This is a genomic window from Chloroflexota bacterium, from assembly GCA_018648225.1.
Classification (GTDB): Bacteria; Chloroflexota; Anaerolineae; order Anaerolineales; family UBA11858; genus NIOZ-UU35.
Map to the genome: position 1 here is coordinate 13,473 of JABGRQ010000171.1, position 14,443 is coordinate 27,915.

The 14,443-nt window shown below is 52.1% G+C and carries 16 protein-coding genes and 1 tRNA gene; 5 read left to right on the forward strand and 12 right to left on the reverse strand.

Annotated features, from left to right (window positions below):
* Window positions 1-133: 133 nt before the first annotated feature.
* The 4 genes from HN413_15725 to HN413_15740 are packed head-to-tail and all read right to left on the reverse strand — an operon-like array spanning window position 134 to window position 2,709.
* Window positions 134-376 carry a hypothetical protein gene (locus HN413_15725; GenBank protein ID MBT3391848.1) on the reverse strand — a complete coding sequence of 81 codons (243 nt, stop codon included), beginning with the start codon at window positions 374-376 and terminating at the stop codon, window positions 134-136.
* A 2-nt stretch (window positions 377-378) separates the two neighbouring features.
* Entirely contained in the window at window positions 379-858 is a 480-nt protein-coding gene (locus HN413_15730) for a CinA family protein (GenBank protein ID MBT3391849.1), read from the reverse strand.
* Between the two features lie 25 nt (window positions 859-883).
* Window positions 884-1,642 carry a DNA repair protein RecO gene (gene recO, locus HN413_15735; protein MBT3391850.1) on the reverse strand — a complete coding sequence of 253 codons (759 nt, stop codon included), beginning with the start codon at window positions 1,640-1,642 and terminating at the stop codon, window positions 884-886.
* Window positions 1,642-2,709 (reverse strand): CehA/McbA family metallohydrolase, encoded by a 1,068-nt coding sequence (locus HN413_15740; protein ID MBT3391851.1) that lies wholly within the window; start codon window positions 2,707-2,709, stop codon window positions 1,642-1,644. The genes recO and HN413_15740 overlap by 1 nt, the downstream gene beginning before the upstream one ends.
* A 154-nt stretch (window positions 2,710-2,863) precedes the next feature.
* On the opposite strand from HN413_15740, the gene secG reads away from it, so the two are divergent.
* The 3 genes from secG (at window position 2,864) to HN413_15755 (ending at window position 5,203) form a co-directional block, all read left to right on the forward strand.
* Entirely contained in the window at window positions 2,864-3,088 is a 225-nt protein-coding gene (gene secG, locus HN413_15745) for a preprotein translocase subunit SecG (protein MBT3391852.1), read from the forward strand.
* A 74-nt stretch (window positions 3,089-3,162) separates the two neighbouring features.
* Complete coding sequence (locus tag HN413_15750; GenBank protein MBT3391853.1) at window positions 3,163-4,866, forward strand: peptide ABC transporter substrate-binding protein; 1,704 nt, start codon at window positions 3,163-3,165, stop codon at window positions 4,864-4,866.
* Window positions 4,867-4,978: 112 nt separating this feature from the next.
* Window positions 4,979-5,203, forward strand: a complete 225-nt coding sequence (locus tag HN413_15755) for a hypothetical protein (GenBank protein MBT3391854.1) — start codon at window positions 4,979-4,981, stop codon at window positions 5,201-5,203.
* A gap of 93 nt (window positions 5,204-5,296) precedes the next feature.
* On the opposite strand, the gene HN413_15760 is transcribed toward HN413_15755, so the two are convergent.
* From HN413_15760 to HN413_15780, 5 genes are all read right to left on the reverse strand, one after another.
* Window positions 5,297-6,004, reverse strand: a complete 708-nt coding sequence (locus HN413_15760; GenBank protein ID MBT3391855.1) for a hypothetical protein — start codon at window positions 6,002-6,004, stop codon at window positions 5,297-5,299.
* A gap of 135 nt (window positions 6,005-6,139) precedes the next feature.
* Entirely contained in the window at window positions 6,140-6,910 is a 771-nt protein-coding gene (locus tag HN413_15765; GenBank protein ID MBT3391856.1) for a hypothetical protein, read from the reverse strand.
* Window positions 6,911-7,016: 106 nt separating this feature from the next.
* On the reverse strand, window positions 7,017-7,436 hold the full coding sequence (locus HN413_15770; protein MBT3391857.1) for an Hsp20/alpha crystallin family protein: 420 nt from the start codon (window positions 7,434-7,436) through the stop codon (window positions 7,017-7,019).
* A 175-nt stretch (window positions 7,437-7,611) separates the two neighbouring features.
* The gene (locus HN413_15775) at window positions 7,612-8,358 is read right to left on the reverse strand and encodes a class I SAM-dependent methyltransferase (GenBank protein MBT3391858.1); all 747 of its coding nucleotides are present in this window, start codon (window positions 8,356-8,358) and stop codon (window positions 7,612-7,614) included.
* A complete protein-coding gene (locus HN413_15780) occupies window positions 8,358-9,122 on the reverse strand; it encodes an enoyl-CoA hydratase/isomerase family protein (protein ID MBT3391859.1) in 765 nt (254 codons plus the stop codon). Before HN413_15780 ends, HN413_15775 begins: the two co-directional genes overlap by 1 nt.
* Window positions 9,123-9,170: 48 nt before the next feature.
* Between HN413_15780 and HN413_15785 the strand changes: the two genes are divergently transcribed.
* Window positions 9,171-9,243, forward strand: a tRNA-Pro gene (locus tag HN413_15785).
* A gap of 63 nt (window positions 9,244-9,306) precedes the next feature.
* Here HN413_15785 and HN413_15790 read toward each other — a convergent pair.
* The 3 genes from HN413_15790 to HN413_15800 form a co-directional block, all read right to left on the reverse strand.
* Complete coding sequence (locus HN413_15790) at window positions 9,307-10,350, reverse strand: electron transfer flavoprotein subunit alpha/FixB family protein (GenBank protein MBT3391860.1); 1,044 nt, start codon at window positions 10,348-10,350, stop codon at window positions 9,307-9,309.
* On the reverse strand, window positions 10,350-11,123 hold the full coding sequence (locus tag HN413_15795; protein MBT3391861.1) for an electron transfer flavoprotein subunit beta/FixA family protein: 774 nt from the start codon (window positions 11,121-11,123) through the stop codon (window positions 10,350-10,352). Before HN413_15795 ends, HN413_15790 begins: the two co-directional genes overlap by 1 nt.
* Window positions 11,124-11,195: 72 nt before the next feature.
* Window positions 11,196-12,395 (reverse strand): butyryl-CoA dehydrogenase, encoded by a 1,200-nt coding sequence (locus tag HN413_15800; GenBank protein MBT3391862.1) that lies wholly within the window; start codon window positions 12,393-12,395, stop codon window positions 11,196-11,198.
* 215 nt (window positions 12,396-12,610) lie between these two features.
* Here HN413_15800 and HN413_15805 point away from each other — a divergent pair.
* Window positions 12,611-14,443, forward strand: a 1,833-nt coding sequence (locus HN413_15805) for a hypothetical protein (protein MBT3391863.1), incomplete at its 3' end; no start/stop codon positions are given.

The window sequence follows — 14,443 nt, forward strand, 5'->3', positions numbered from 1 at the left end:
CGATGTCATTGCGAGCCGCTGTAGGCGGCGAAGCAATCTTCAAAAATGACAGGGTTTTTAAAGGACTTCACTTAGGATATTTTCAATTAATTCAGAAAGCGGCGATGGGGTGCCCCTGATGTTTAGCTTGAATCTAAACGAGGGGGATTGTTGGCACATCGCTGCCGCGCACCAGATACCAGATACCCTTCGCTGTATCAAAAAGTAGATGGTGGGCGCGATTGCGCGGTGTCATCACCATGATGTGAAGGCCATCGCGTCCATTCCAGCGGCGGCCAATTGAATCGACGCGGAAGGTGCGCCGCTGCCAAGCGAAACTGCGCGGGACAATTTTTCCTTCACGATCAAAATGAGCAATGACTTCGATGGGTTCCACAGTTATGATTCCAAATATTCCGCTAATAGGTTCAGGGCTGCATGCGCAGATTGTTCTTTATTGCTGCGGCGATCACCTTGCCAAATAAAGCGTCGGGCTTCTTCATGGTTGGGCGTGCATAGGCCAATCCAGGTGAGACCGATGGGTTTGTCAGGTGTGGCTCCCCCAGGGCCAGCAATTCCGCTGATGGATAGGGCAATATCGGCATCGAGGGCGCAGCGGGCGCCGTGGGCCATTTGCAGAACAATTTCTTCGCTAACCGCACCGTATTTTTCCAAAATCGGCCATTCTACGCCCAACAGGTTGACTTTGGCCTCATACGCGTAAGCTACAAATCCACCGACAAAATACTGTGAGGAGCCAGGCACATCAGTGATGCGATCGGCAAGCAACCCTCCGGTGCAGGATTCAGCTACCGTCAAACGCCAACCGCGTGAGGAAAGCAGTTTCCCGATGGTTGCTACGAGGGGGTCTTTTGCCATGAAATCATTATACACGAAGGAAGCGTTATTCGCGCATGCGGCGGATAAAGTTGGGGCTATTTAGCCCGCGCTCAAGGAGATAGGTGAGGTAATAGCCCATTAATCGTTCAATTTCAGCCTCGATCGCAGGGCCAAAGTTGACGCGGGCGGCATCTTCGTAGCTGCTGCGCTGAAAGTGGCGCAGGTATTTGAGGGCTTGCATCGAGATAGGCCGCACATCGGGTGTCGTATCACCACAGCGGGGGCACACCGCTCCCCCCTGGGGGGCAGAGAAAAACTGATTTTGGGGCTGTATCTCGCGCTCACAGCTCACACATCTGAATAATTGTGGGCGGAACCCCACTTGATCGAGCAGGCGAATCTCGTAATAATGGACTGCCGCCGGGGGCGCGTCGCCGCGTTCCAGATATACCAACGTATTTTTTAGCAAGCGGTAGATTGCCGGGTTTTCTTCTTCATCATAGGTGAAGCGATCCAGCAATTCGATCAGGTAGGATGCATAACCCAGTGAAACCAGGTCTTCGCGCAGGTTCAAAAAAGGCAGTAGGGTTTCGGCCTGGGTGAGGGTATAAAAACTGCGCCCGCGGGCCAGTTGCAGGCTGGAACAGGTGAAGGGTTCAATATGCCCGGCTTTGCGCGAGCGCGGCTTGCGCACGCCTTTGGCAACGACCTGAACTTTGCCCAATTCGCGGGTACAGATCGCTAACATGCGATCGGCTTCCCCCCAATTGCGGTGTTTGAGAATAATCCCCTCCACGCGCATGGAGCGCGGTTTTTCACTCATCAGCGCACATAAATCGGGTTGCTGTAAATCCAGCCGCGGCGCTTGCCGAGATAGTGCGTAAAAACTTCAACGCGATAAACGCCTGGCTCGGTGGTGATGTGGGCGGCAATATCGCTATTTTTCCAGGTTTTGAGAACTGCGCCATCTTTGCGCAGTTCAATATCGGCGCGCTGGGGAAGTTTGATTTGCAATGTCACCCCGTTGGATGCTGGAATCGTGTCGCCAGATAAGGCGTTTTTGCCCAATCCTTGCGCTGTAAAACGGAAGCCGCGCGTCGAAGCCGGGAGATCATAGCCTACAAAGGCGTGACCCTTCCGCAGCGCATCCAGCACAAGACGGCGGTCGTGGGCAGCCTGACCGTTAAAAGATTCATTGGTGAAGATATGGGTGTTGATGGATTTGAAATGGAATTCGTAAGGAAATAGCGTTCGGCGTAACGGCCCCAGATTGACGGGCAGCGCGTGCGCATCGGAGCCGCCCACGGCAACTACGCGTTGGCCGCTATTGAGCAACTCATCCCATTTTTCGAGTACCTGGGGGGGTGGCCCGCTGGCAATCGCGGCCGGGTTGTACGCATAATAGATTCCCTTGAGCTTATTTTTGAGAAGCGATTTAAATTCCGAAAGTCCGTTCCATAATTCGATGCCAGTATAGTTTTTCACATCCCAGGAAACCCACGAAAGGTCATCCTGGTTGAAGGCGGGGGCTGGCGGGTCGTAGGGATGCGCTAAAAAAGTGAGCGCGTTGGCTTCATTGGCCGCATCGATCAGGCGTTGGGGGTTCTTGGCAAATGGTCCCAAACCGCGGTCTGCACCGAAGACGAGCAGGTGATTTTTTTGCGGTTTGCGAGTTTGGTCGTGGATTTCTTCGCCAACTAGCATGAGTACGCGTTGCTCTCCCTCGCCATGATACCCTTCGGGGCCATTGACCCACACATTATGGTCTGTAACGATCACAACATCCAGGCCCGCGCGCTGCGCGGCGGCAGCAATTTCAGCGTGCGAGCCATACCCGTCCGAGTAAGGGGTGTGCATATGCAGGTTAATGACGTATTCGTAAATATCCATGATGGTTTGACGTTTCCATTGACGAAAGGTATAATCCAGCCCTGCTCAGAAAGTATCCTAAAAATAGGGATATGCGCAGGCGCTTACGCACTCTCGCATATCCCTATTTTCGGGCTTTCGCTGCACAAGTACGTAAATTCTTGGAGGTTTTATTGTGGAAGCTTATTTGGATGTAGCTCTGATTATAACGTCAATTGCACTGGTTGCCAGTGTGATCTTGCAAAGCAAAGGCGCTGGTTTGGGTGGTTTGACGGGCGGTGATACCGGTGGTGTCTTCACGGCACGCCGCGGCGTGGAAAAACTGCTCTTCCGTGTGACGATTGGTTTAGCCTTTTTATTCTTCCTGCTAGCTATTCTGACTGTTATTTTCACCGGCTAGAAAACGAAGCCAAAATAGGGATATGCGGTGGTACATAGCGCTGCCACATACCCCTATTTTAGACTTTTAAAAATATGAAACGATTACGCTGGCAACTGCTGATTGTCTTTTTGGCGCTTATTGCCATTGGTGTGTTGCTGCTGGGGCAGCAACCGGTTACTGTACAACCGTTGTCCCCTGAGCCGATTACCGGCGGCAGTTACACCGAAGGGCTGATAGGTCAATTCTCGCGCCTCAACCCGGTTTTGGCCTATTACAACGCAGCCGATCGCGATGTAAACCGCCTGATCTACAGCCGCCTGATATATTTTGATGATCGCGGTCTGCCCCAGCCTGAATTAGCCGAATCGTGGGGAATCTCACGCGATGGCACAGTATATAATTTCTCGCTGCGCGTGGATGCGCTCTGGCATGACGGCACCCCGGTTACCAGCGCCGATGTTGTGTATACGATCAATCTGCTCAAAGAACCGGCCTTGCCCATGCCTGAAGATTTGCGCCAATTCTGGAGCGAAATCGAAGTTGAAGCCCTGGATGAACATACCATTCAGTTTCGCCTGCCCGAACCCTTTGCTCCGTTTTTGGATCAGCTTTCTTTTGGGATTCTCCCGTTTCACCGGCTGGGGGGACAGACTCCTGAGGGGTTGGTCAATGATCCCTATAATATGACTCCCATTGGGAGCGGCCCCTTCCGCTTCGAGCAACTCATTGTCGAAGACGACCTGATAAAAGGGGTTGCCCTCACCGCCTTCGATGACTATTTCGATGGACGTCCGTTTATCGATCAAGTTATTTTTCGCTATTATCCCGATGCCGCTTCAGCGCTGGCTGCTTACCAGGCTGGCGAGGTCAGCGGCATCAGCCAGATCACGCCGGAGATTCTGGAAGCCGCGCTGGCCGAACCTGATCTCAACTTCTACACCGGCAGGCTGCCCGAACTGGCGTTGATTTTACTCAATCTCGATGATGAGGGTATGCCCTTTTTCCAGGATGCCGAAATTCGCAAAGCGCTGCTGATGGGCCTCAACCGCCAATGGATGGTGGACCGCGTACTCAACAGTCAGGCCGCCATCGCCGATGGGCCGATTTTCCCAAATACCTGGGCATATTATGATGGCATTTCACGCATTGACTACGATGCCGATAAAGCTGTACAAACCATCAAGGCTGCTGGGTATACGATCCCGGCATCGGGGGGGGCAGTTCGCGCCAACGAGGATGGAGTCGCTTTTTCGTTCACATTGCTCCACCCCGAGGGGGAACCGTACACCTCCCTGGCGGGCATCATCCGTGAGAATTGGCAGGCGCTGGGCATTGGCGTGGAATTACGCGCTGTCCCCTATGATGAATTGATTAGCAATTACCTGGATACGCGTGATTATGATGCCGCGCTGGTTGATTTAAATCTCTTCCGCTCGCCCGACCCCGATCCTTACCCCTTCTGGCATCAGACTCAGGCTACTGGCGGGCAGAATTATTCCAAATGGGATGATCGCCAGGCCAGTGAGTATCTGGAGCAGGCGCGCATTGTAGTTGATCCGACCGAGCGCACGCGGCTTTACCGTAATTTCCAGGTGCGTTTCGCCAACGCGCTCCCCGCACTGCCATTATATTACCCGATGTATACCTATGGGGTGGATGCTCAGGTTCAGGGCGTACGGATTGGCCCGCTTTTTGACACCCCCGACCGTTTTGCTTCGGTGAATGATTGGTTTTTGTATGCCGAGCGCAGTGCCGAAGGCGAGCAGTTTGATCAGCCGACTCCATCGGAGCCATAAAAAGTAGCGGGCGACATTGTCGCCCGTTTTTTGTATTTCGTTACCGACAGGCTAATTCGGTTTTCCTGCTTTGCCGACGTGAAAGCCCTGAAATTATAGAAATGGAGTTCCTATGCCCACAGAAGAAAGCGCTACAAAACTCGTAGAAAAGAAGATTGCATATACATTGTATAAGAACGGGAATTTTTTCATCGTTGAGAATGTGCCTGCGCGTGTGAATGAGGAAACTGGCGAAGAATTTTTTTCGCCGGAAACTGTTGAGAATTTGCAACTGATTATTATGGGGCACAAGAAGCCCATGCGGACGATTGAAACCCCGGTTTTTGATTACGAATAAAGTTTAACCAAAAAAGGCGGGGCGCATCGCGCCCCGCCTTTCTTGGTTAATTGTTTAAGATGTGATGAAAGCTGTAAACACAAAAATACAGGCTCAGGGGGTGCTGAAGAGCGAATCTTCCAACTCCAATAGCGAATTTGCCAATACATCCAGATCGGATTGGGCCGCGTAGGGATCATCTTCAATTTCGGCCAGAATTAACGTCAGGCGTTGTTCCATACCTGTGACCACACCGCTTTGGGTTGCAGGAAGCAACGTTTTCATAGCGGCAAATTTTTCAGTGGTGCGATCCAGTACGACTTGTGCGCGTGGAGGATCGTTTTCAGCGAGTGCCAGAAGCGCGTCGCTCACATCCAGGCGGGCATCGATGAGCAATATACGCAGTTCATATTCCGTCTGGCTTGCTACCAGGGTTTTATTTTCATTTGCCAGGGGGCTGAGGCCGTTGATCTGGGCTTCGAGATCGGCGATCTGTGCTTCGGCGGCGGTGAGTTGGTTTTGCAATTCGGCCTGTTGCATTTTGCTGGCGGTGGTTTCAGGGCGATAGAGCAAGAAAATTGCCGCAATAAAACCGGCGCCAAATACAATCAGCACGCCCAGTGTCCAGCGCAGCAGGGCGCGGAAAAAGCGGCGAATTTTGCTTTCTGGTTTTTGGGTAAGCTCAACTTCGGCTTCGGGGGCGGCATCGTCTGGAATTTGGGTCGTAAGTTTTTCCAGATTTGGCAGTTCGGGGCCGGTTTGGGCTTCAATCTCATCGGGTTGGGGTTCAGGGACGGGGAATGCGTTTCCCAGATCGGTCATATTAGTCTCCAATTTTTTTATTCGCAGACCTCCGAAGTCTTGCAAAAGCCGCTCAGTTGGGCAAAACTTTCGAAAGATTTTGGAGGTCTTATCTCAGCGCGTATTTTACAATATTTCGGTTATTTGCGGAAGCAATCAGGGCGCATCTGCACCAAACAGGTCATTGAGAAGCGCACGTAGCGCGGTGAAAAAGTCTTCAAATTGCGCGCTTTCTGCTTGTAGCGCTTCAACATCGCTGCTCAACGCATCGGCCTGTGCGTTCACCGCGGCCACGTCGTCGCTCAGTTGCGCGACCTGCTGGCTGACATCTTCGAGATTGTCGAGTCGGGCACGCAAGCCTTCAATATCTTGAGTTGTAATATCGAGCTGCACTTGCATGCCTTCGATTTGCCGTTCAAGTTGCGCCAGTTCGGCAGGGCTTACAAAGCGCAGCCCGCCGTTGAGACCCACCAGCACACCGAAGACCAGGGCCGCTGCTAAAACAAAGGCCAGAAAACTGCTGCCCAACGACATCAGCAATGCCTGCCCGCGGGTGATGCTGGTTTTGGGCTTTTCTTCGGGCGGGATGGATGGCGCGGCAGGTTCTTCGGGAGCAAGACCATCAGTGGGGATTTCGGCATCCACTTCGAGCGCGTCCGTTTCGGCTTCGGGGGGCGGGGCTTCCTCGGGGGTGGCCGGTGTTTCTTCAAGGGGTTCTGCCTCCGGGGCAATGTCATCCCCCGCGATTTCCACCAATGGAACCAGACGGTCAAACAGCGCCGCGCCAATGCCTTCGATGGTTTGCAGTTCATTCGCATCGACAAAAGGGCGCGCCGCAACAATGCGCTCGGCGATTGCCGGGCCAACTCCCGGAAGAGAGGTGAGTTCTTCGGCCGAGGCCGTGTTGAGATTAAGCAATGCGGTCATTGGTGAAACTCCTTTCATGACAGTATCTCAAGTATAGTCGATATTAAGTGAAAAAAGCCAGACCCTATGGCCTGGCTTTTTTCGGAGAAGAGATGCCTGGTGGTGCTTATTTCTTGTTGACTTTAATGGTGATGGGGCGCTGTTCTTCCACTTTGGGGATGCGCAAGGTGAGGATGCCATCTTTGAGAGCGGCTTCGGCATCGTCGGATACCAGATTTGCCGGGAAGCGCAGGTGGCGCTGGAAGGTTCCGGCAGGGCGCTCGCGGCGCAAGTAGCCTTCGGTGTCTTCTTCGGTTTTGAACTCGCCGTGGATGCCGACAATATTTTCTTGGATCTCAATGTTAATATCGTCGGCGCTTAGGCCGGGCAGCGTGGCAATGATTTCATAGGCTTCTGCATCTTCACGCACATCTACGGGGATGTGAATATCACAGTTGGCAGCCGCGTTGCGGGCAATACGGTCGCCCTGCATCATGCGGCGGCGCATATGGGCACGTTGGTGAGGGGTCATATATAGGTTCATCATGCTGTTTTCTCCTGTATGAGTGGGTTGATTGTATTTGTTGTACGCATATAATCATACAGGGAAACTATTAGAGTTTTGCTAGCGGAATATTAGAGGCGCGAAAAATTTTTATTGGATTTTTGTATGCGAGGAGGAACATTGAAGACTTCCGAGTTTTTATCAATCTCAGAAGTCTTCAATCGCGCGCACGGGCCGTGATGATCAGATGGGTGGACTCGTCGGGGTTAAATTTTTCGCCGTCGTAATCGCCGCGAGTGGCAACGATTTCAAGCCCCGCTTTTTCAAAGGCGGCGTAGATGGCTGCAATTTCCTGGTGCAGGTGGTATGCGGTCAGACTTTGGCGCTCGATACGGCCATCGGGGAAAATGTGGTCGTAATGCCACTGGAAAGCAACGCCCTGATCGCGGCGCTGCCATTGGCTGGTGACTTCAACCGGATTCCCGCTGAGGGGGTGTGTGAAAATCAGTTCCACTTCCGGGTCGCCGGTTGGGGGTAGTTCGGCCAGAAACAGCGGATTGGGCATACTGACCACGAAATATGCGCCGGGCTGACTGTGCAGGCGTACGCGGTTAAGAACAGCCTGGCGGTCGGCGAGGGGCAGTGTGCTAAAGGTGTTGCAGGGCATCAGAATCAGGCCGAAGCGGCTGGTGAGACAAAAATGGCGAAAATCGCCGCGGATGAGCGTGACTTGAGCGGCGCGGCTTGCGGGCAAATGGATGCGCAGCAATGCCAGCATATTAGCGTCGTTGTCCACGCCGAAGATGCGCCCCCCTGTTTCGGCGAGGGGTAGCAGTACGCGCCCGGTTCCGCAGCCCAGTTCAAGAATTGGGCCGGGGAATTGTTCGGCCTGCGCCAGCCAAAAGGGGATGTCTTCGGCTTCGATAGAATGGTGAGTGTGGTAGAGCAGGGGCAAATCGGTCATTATTTCTTCTCGCGTTGCCGGAACCAGTGTTCCACAGCCTGATGGTGAGCATCGGAGGCCCATAGCGGGGGGAAGAGTGCTTGTTCGTGGGCGGCAGCCATCGTGGGTGGCAGGGTCAACCCGTTGCGCAGGAGTTGTTTGATGGCCCGTACAGCCTCAGGGGGACGCGCGGCAATTTGGCGCGCCAGCCCAAGGGCGGAATCCAGTGCCTGTTGCTCAGGAACAACTCGATTACAAAGACCGAGCGTCAGCAGTTCATCAGCAGGGAGAATCCGCCCGGTGAGAAGAATTTCCATTGCCCTGCTGTAACCCACCAGATGCAGGAGACGCTGTCCACCACCCCAGCCTGGGGTCAGGCCCAGGCTGATTTGCACAAAACCCAAACTGGCATTTTCAGCTACGATGCGCAGGTCACAGGTCAGTGCTATTTCGGCGCCCCCGCCGCGGGCTGGCCCGTTAATAGCCGCAATCACCGGACAGGGCAGCGCTTCCAGGCGGTTGAGGGCGTGGCTCATCATTTGTGATAAACGCTTGCCATCGGCCTCGCTGACGGCATTGTGCAGCGCCTTCAGATCGCCCCCGGCGATGAAGGTGGAGCCGCTACCGGTTAAAATGAGCGCCTGTAAATCGGGTTGAGCATGTGCTGCTTCAATGGCTTTGGCAAATGCGGCCATACTTTCCCAGTTGAGGGCGTTACGCCTTTCTGGACGTGAGACTTCGAGTAAAAAGATGTTTTCTTTGATACGTTTTAGAGTGACGGACATAAAAACTCCTTGACGATTGCAACTGGCAGGCATTATACTCGCGTTCATCGGGGTGTAGCGCAGTTGGCAGCGCGCTGCGTTTGGGACGCAGAGGTCCGCGGTTCGAGTCCGCGCACCCCGACAAACACAAAAAAAGGAGTTGGCTGAAAGCCAACTCCTTTTTTTGTTGCGAGAAAATGCAGGGTTATTGCCCCAACCGCTCCTTCATCGCAGCCGCCAGTGGAGGAAGAATTTCAAAGAGGTCGCCCACCACGCCAAAACGGGCCAGCTTGAAGATGGGGGCATCGGGGTCTTTGTTGATGGCGACGATGACTTTGCTGGTACGCATCCCGGCGAGATGCTGGATCGCACCCGAAATACCACAGGCTACATACAGATCGGGGGCCACGACTTTGCCCGTTTGCCCAACCTGATTGACGTAGGGGATATACCCGGCATCTACCGCGGCACGGCTGGCGCCTACGGCTGCGCCCAGCACCTCAGCCAGATCACCGACCAGTTTGAAGCCCTGTTGTGCACGCCATACTTCTTGTCCGGCTTCGTCGAGATCACCGGGGGGTTCTAAATTAGGATTATTGGATACACCGCGCCCGCCAGAGACGATTACAGCCGCATCGGTGAGACTGACTCCGCCTGAAACTGTGGCGTAGTCTACCACTTTGACGTTGATCTCCTCCTCAGAGAGAGCGGGGGCTACCTCGGTGGGGGTTCCAGTGCGAGCAGCATCGGCTTCGGGTTTGGCGAAGGCCCGGCCGCGCAATGTGACCATCTGCGGTTTGGCATTGCATTGTACTTTGGCAAGTAGTTTTCCGGCGTAAACCGGGCGAGTGGCAATGACCGCACCGTCTACGATTTCGAGAGCGATCACATCCACCAGCACGCCGGTGTTCAGATCGACCGCGGCCATACCAGCGACCTCGCGGCCGCGGCTGGTCGTTGGGAAGAGGATCACTTCGGGGGCAGAATCAGCCGCCAGCTTCGCCAGCAGTGCCGTGTAGGCTTCGGCACGATAATCGCCGAGAGTGGCATCATCCGCAACGAGAACTTCATCTGCTCCATACTGAAAAGCCTGTTCGGCAATCGCACCCACATTTTCACCCATCACGACCGCGGTCACGCCGCCGCCCAATGACTCGGCCAGCGCCAGCCCCGCGCCGATGGTTTCCCACGACGAAGGCAGCGCTTCGCCTTTGAATTGGTCAATATACGCCCAAATTTTGTTTGTCATTAGAGCACCTTCTCTGCCATGATCTTGTCGGCTAATGTTGCGGTGATTTCTGCCGGGCTGCCGCCGGTGATGATTTCGGTAGCGATTTCACGTTGGGGCGGAGCCATGATCTCGGGCCAGGCCACTACGGGGGCGGGGGCTGCGATGCCCAACTCGCCCAGCGCCCACACGGGGATGGTAGCGCGGGCGGCCTTGCGGATGCCCATGAAGGACGGGTAGCGCGGCTCACCGTAATCTTTGATCACGCTGACCACGGCGGGCAGGCTGCTGGTGACGACTTGACGGCCTTCTTCGATGGCGCGTTCTACTTTGATGCCCTCGGCGCTGAGTTCGTCAATCGCCGAGACGAGGGTGAGCGCAGGCCAACCGAGCACACGCGCCACCTGAGCGGGGAGCGTGCCGGTATCGCTGTCAATGGCCTGTTTGCCGAAGAATACCAGCCCAACATCCTCCACTTTGGCGATGGCCGCGGCCAAGACGCGCGCCGCGGCCACATTGTCGGAGCCCGCCAGCGCCGGGTCGGAGACCAGCACGGCTTCGTTGCAACCCATCGCCAGAGCGTGTTTCAGGGCTTCGGTTTCGTCTGCCTTGCCCATGCTGATGACGGTGACGTTGCCGCCGAGATCGCCTGCTTTTTGCAGCGCGGCTTCAACGGCGTATTCATCCCAGGGATTGATCACCAATGGCGCTTCACCCCACGAGATTTGCCCGCCATCCACCGTGAGTTGCGCAGCGGAATCGGGAACCTGTTTGACACATACTACGATATTCAAAGGTAGCCTCCTTTATGAGTTAGGGATGGTAAATTTGGATGTTGTCGAATCGTAATTCCTAATTTTCTATCCCTAATTTGCTTCTTTGTATGCCGGCATTTCCATGCGCAGCGGTTTGTCTTTACGTTCGCCCAGGGCATAGCTGGCCTGGATGAGTTGTTGAATTTCGTTGCTGCCTTCGTAGATCACTGCGCCGCGCGCGTTGCGCAGGTAGCGTTCTACGTTGTACTCGTCGCTGAAGCCGTAAGCGCCGTGAATTTGAATGGCTTCGTTGGCGGCCTCAAAGGATTTTTCGGTGGCGAACCACTTGGCCGCCGAGGTCTCTTTCGTGTTGCGCTGGCCTCTGTTTTTCATCCAGCCCGCTTTGAGATAGAGCAGTTGCGCGGCTTCGTAGTTCAGCGCCATGTGCGCGATTTTCGATTGAATCAGTTGGTGCTGGGCAATCGGTTTGCCAAAGGCTTTGCGCTCGTTGGCATAGTCTACACTGGCTTCCATCGCGGCGCGGATCAGCCCGGTTGCGCCTGCGGCCACGGTGTAGCGTCCGTTGTCAAAGGCCGACATCGTAATTTTGAACCCTTCGCCTTCTTCGCCGATGCGATTTTCAGCGGGAACGCGTGCGTCCTGAAAGTTGATCCAGCCGGTGGAACCGGCGCGCACGCCCAACTTGCCGTGGATGTCGCCGCGCGTCACCCCGGGGGTGGTCAAATCGACAATGAAGGCTGTCAATCCCCCGGATGGTTTTGCTGTATTGCCGCTGGTGCGAACCGTCACCAGAGCGTAGTCGGCCTTGCTAGCCAGCGAAATCCACATCTTCTCGCCATTGAGAATATAATCATCACCATCGCGCTTGGCCGTAGCCTGAATATTGCTGAAATCTGACCCCGCGCCCGGTTCGGTGAAGGCTCCCGCGCCAATCTTCTCGCCGCGCGCCAGCGGCACCAAAATTTTTTCCTTCTGTTCTTCCGTTCCCCATTGCCACAGGGTCATACTGCATAGGCCAGTATGCACCGACATGACCACGCGCAAGGTGGTATCTACGGCTTCAAGTTCTTCGCAGGCCAGGCCCAGCGAAATATAGTCCATGCCCTGGCCGCTGTATTTCTCGGGGATGCAAATGCCCAAAATGCCCAACTCGCCCATACGGGGCAAAATGAAGGGCGCCATTTCTTGCTTGCGGTCGTATTCCTGAATAACGGGCGCAACTTCCTTTTGGGCGAAATCGCGCACCATTCTTTGCACCATACGATGCTCTTCAGTAAGGCCAAAGTTCATGTATTCGGTTCTCCTGTATATATAAGAATAAGCTGATGCTATTATAATACAGCCTATTTAGGGTATTTAAGATACACTTAAGCCTCGATTTTAGTGTATTTCTTCTAAAAATTTACGGGCTTTTTGGGTATCGCCGTGGTTTTATCCCAGATATTGGGAAGACACGATAATTCCTAAAGAGCCAATTTGCACCAACAACTTGTAGGGCAATTATTATGAACAATCGTTTCTTCGCATTAGTCAAAGACCATTTATTCCAGAATTTTGTTCTGGTAACAGCTTTTATTGCCTTCTCTTTTCCATCTGGTAACTATCATGTGTTTTCTGGTTTGCCTTTTCAGCATTCACACGAATACACTTGGTTTGTAATATTTCTACCTTTTATTTTTAGCCGTCGTGTGCGCCGAATGTACCAGGTGGTTTTGGTACAACGAAATGGGAAAGTTGGCCGGATTGTATTTGGTGTCTCGACTTTGGCATTAACACTAAAAATAGTTGTTTTTGCTTTCGGCGTGAATGATGGTTTTCAGGCTTGCTATCGTTCTTTGCCGGAATCGTTGCCCAATGAACAGTGCGAACGTTCCTATGAAAATTTTCTTTTCCAAGAAAATATTACTCGTTTTGATAAACAGCTTAATTTTACAAGTAATCGTCGGGGGATAACAACATCTGTTGCCAATATCCGAGAAGGGTATATTGAAAATTGGCATCTTTCTTTCTTTAACTCTGGAAGATTCAATTATTCGCCTGATATTGAAGGTAATATTTGGCGGCAAAGATTACCTTTCTCAGCAAACTGGTCTGGCGAGATAGTCGTTCAAGATGAACAAATTTTACAATTATCCTATACAGGAGAAGGTGAGATTTCCCTGGACAATAAAGTTTTTATTATGTCTCCTAGTTATGCTGAAGAAATCATTATCGAGATGCCCGTTGATAGAGGTATACACTACCTTCAGGTAGAATATATTTTCGATGATGGTTATCGCATTGGTGATTCAGTTGTCCCCGGGCCATATGCACACTTTGTTGTTCAAGATTCTGACGATGTTTCATTACAAGCGGCTCCCGTCAATTTATTTTGGCATATTGTTGGTTGGTTGATTGATGGTTCCTTAGTTGTGATTTTTCTAAGTATAGTTCCCATATATGTTAGACATCTGAAAAACCACTGGTTTGGTCTTATGATGGCGATCATTACAGTCATTGTGGCCACGCGCTATAATTGGTTTATTGCGAAAAATTTGTCGCATGAAATTTGTGTGTTTTTTATATTAATTTTTTGTTGTAGTATTGTTTATTTTAGGTTGTCCAAAAAGCAAGGGAAAATTTTGTCAGCGTATGTGGTCTTCTTTTCCTTGGGGCTGGCCCGTGTCATTATTGATATTGGGGATATAGAACAGGTTATTTATCATACTGCAGGTGATGACTGGTTAACTTATGAGAGCTTTGGGCGTTCTATTCTTGAAACTGGATCACTTGAGGCTGGAGAAAGCATATTTCGGCATGAGACCTTTATCCGTTATATTAAATTTTTTGAACATATTCTTTTGGGCGATGGAGACGGGTGGACTTCATCGTTTTTCATTGGTGCATTAAATTTTGGTGTTTTCTATTTCTTTGACAGGTTATATACGCAAGGGGTTTTGTCCTTCTCAAAGAAATTACTGTTATTAGGTATAGAACTGAATGTGTTTTTGTTGATGAATTTAGAAATTGTTGTGAAATTTATCTACAAAGACGCATCTGAAGTACCTCCTTGGGTTGCATTACCCATGATTTTGGCTTTATTAACTTTATCGAGCAAGTCGGGAAAGTGGTTGCTGGGGACAGTTTTGCTAGGCTTTTCGGCAATTACTCGTTCTACGTATCTTCCAGCTATGGGATTTGTTTTCTTTGTGTTTTTAGTAATTTTGATCAGAAAGCAAAAACATCTCCTGGTATTATTCCAATATTCTTTAGTTATAATGGTAATTTTATTACTACCATTAGTACATAACCTATACTATGGTGGAAAAGCTGTATTATTTCGAGAGACTGAGCAAATT

Coding starts and splice junctions, on each gene's coding strand:
- HN413_15730 (MBT3391849.1), bottom strand. CDS start 858: ATGGCAAAAGACCCCCTCGTAGCAACCATCGGGAAACTGCTTTCCTCA.
- recO (MBT3391850.1), bottom strand. CDS start 1,642: ATGAGTGAAAAACCGCGCTCCATGCGCGTGGAGGGGATTATTCTCAAA.
- HN413_15740 (MBT3391851.1), bottom strand. CDS start 2,709: ATGGATATTTACGAATACGTCATTAACCTGCATATGCACACCCCTTAC.
- HN413_15750 (MBT3391853.1), top strand. CDS start 3,163: ATGAAACGATTACGCTGGCAACTGCTGATTGTCTTTTTGGCGCTTATT.
- HN413_15755 (MBT3391854.1), top strand. CDS start 4,979: ATGCCCACAGAAGAAAGCGCTACAAAACTCGTAGAAAAGAAGATTGCA.
- HN413_15760 (MBT3391855.1), bottom strand. CDS start 6,004: ATGACCGATCTGGGAAACGCATTCCCCGTCCCTGAACCCCAACCCGAT.
- HN413_15765 (MBT3391856.1), bottom strand. CDS start 6,910: ATGACCGCATTGCTTAATCTCAACACGGCCTCGGCCGAAGAACTCACC.
- HN413_15770 (MBT3391857.1), bottom strand. CDS start 7,436: ATGATGAACCTATATATGACCCCTCACCAACGTGCCCATATGCGCCGC.
- HN413_15775 (MBT3391858.1), bottom strand. CDS start 8,358: ATGACCGATTTGCCCCTGCTCTACCACACTCACCATTCTATCGAAGCC.
- HN413_15780 (MBT3391859.1), bottom strand. CDS start 9,122: ATGTCCGTCACTCTAAAACGTATCAAAGAAAACATCTTTTTACTCGAA.
- HN413_15790 (MBT3391860.1), bottom strand. CDS start 10,350: ATGACAAACAAAATTTGGGCGTATATTGACCAATTCAAAGGCGAAGCG.
- HN413_15800 (MBT3391862.1), bottom strand. CDS start 12,395: ATGAACTTTGGCCTTACTGAAGAGCATCGTATGGTGCAAAGAATGGTG.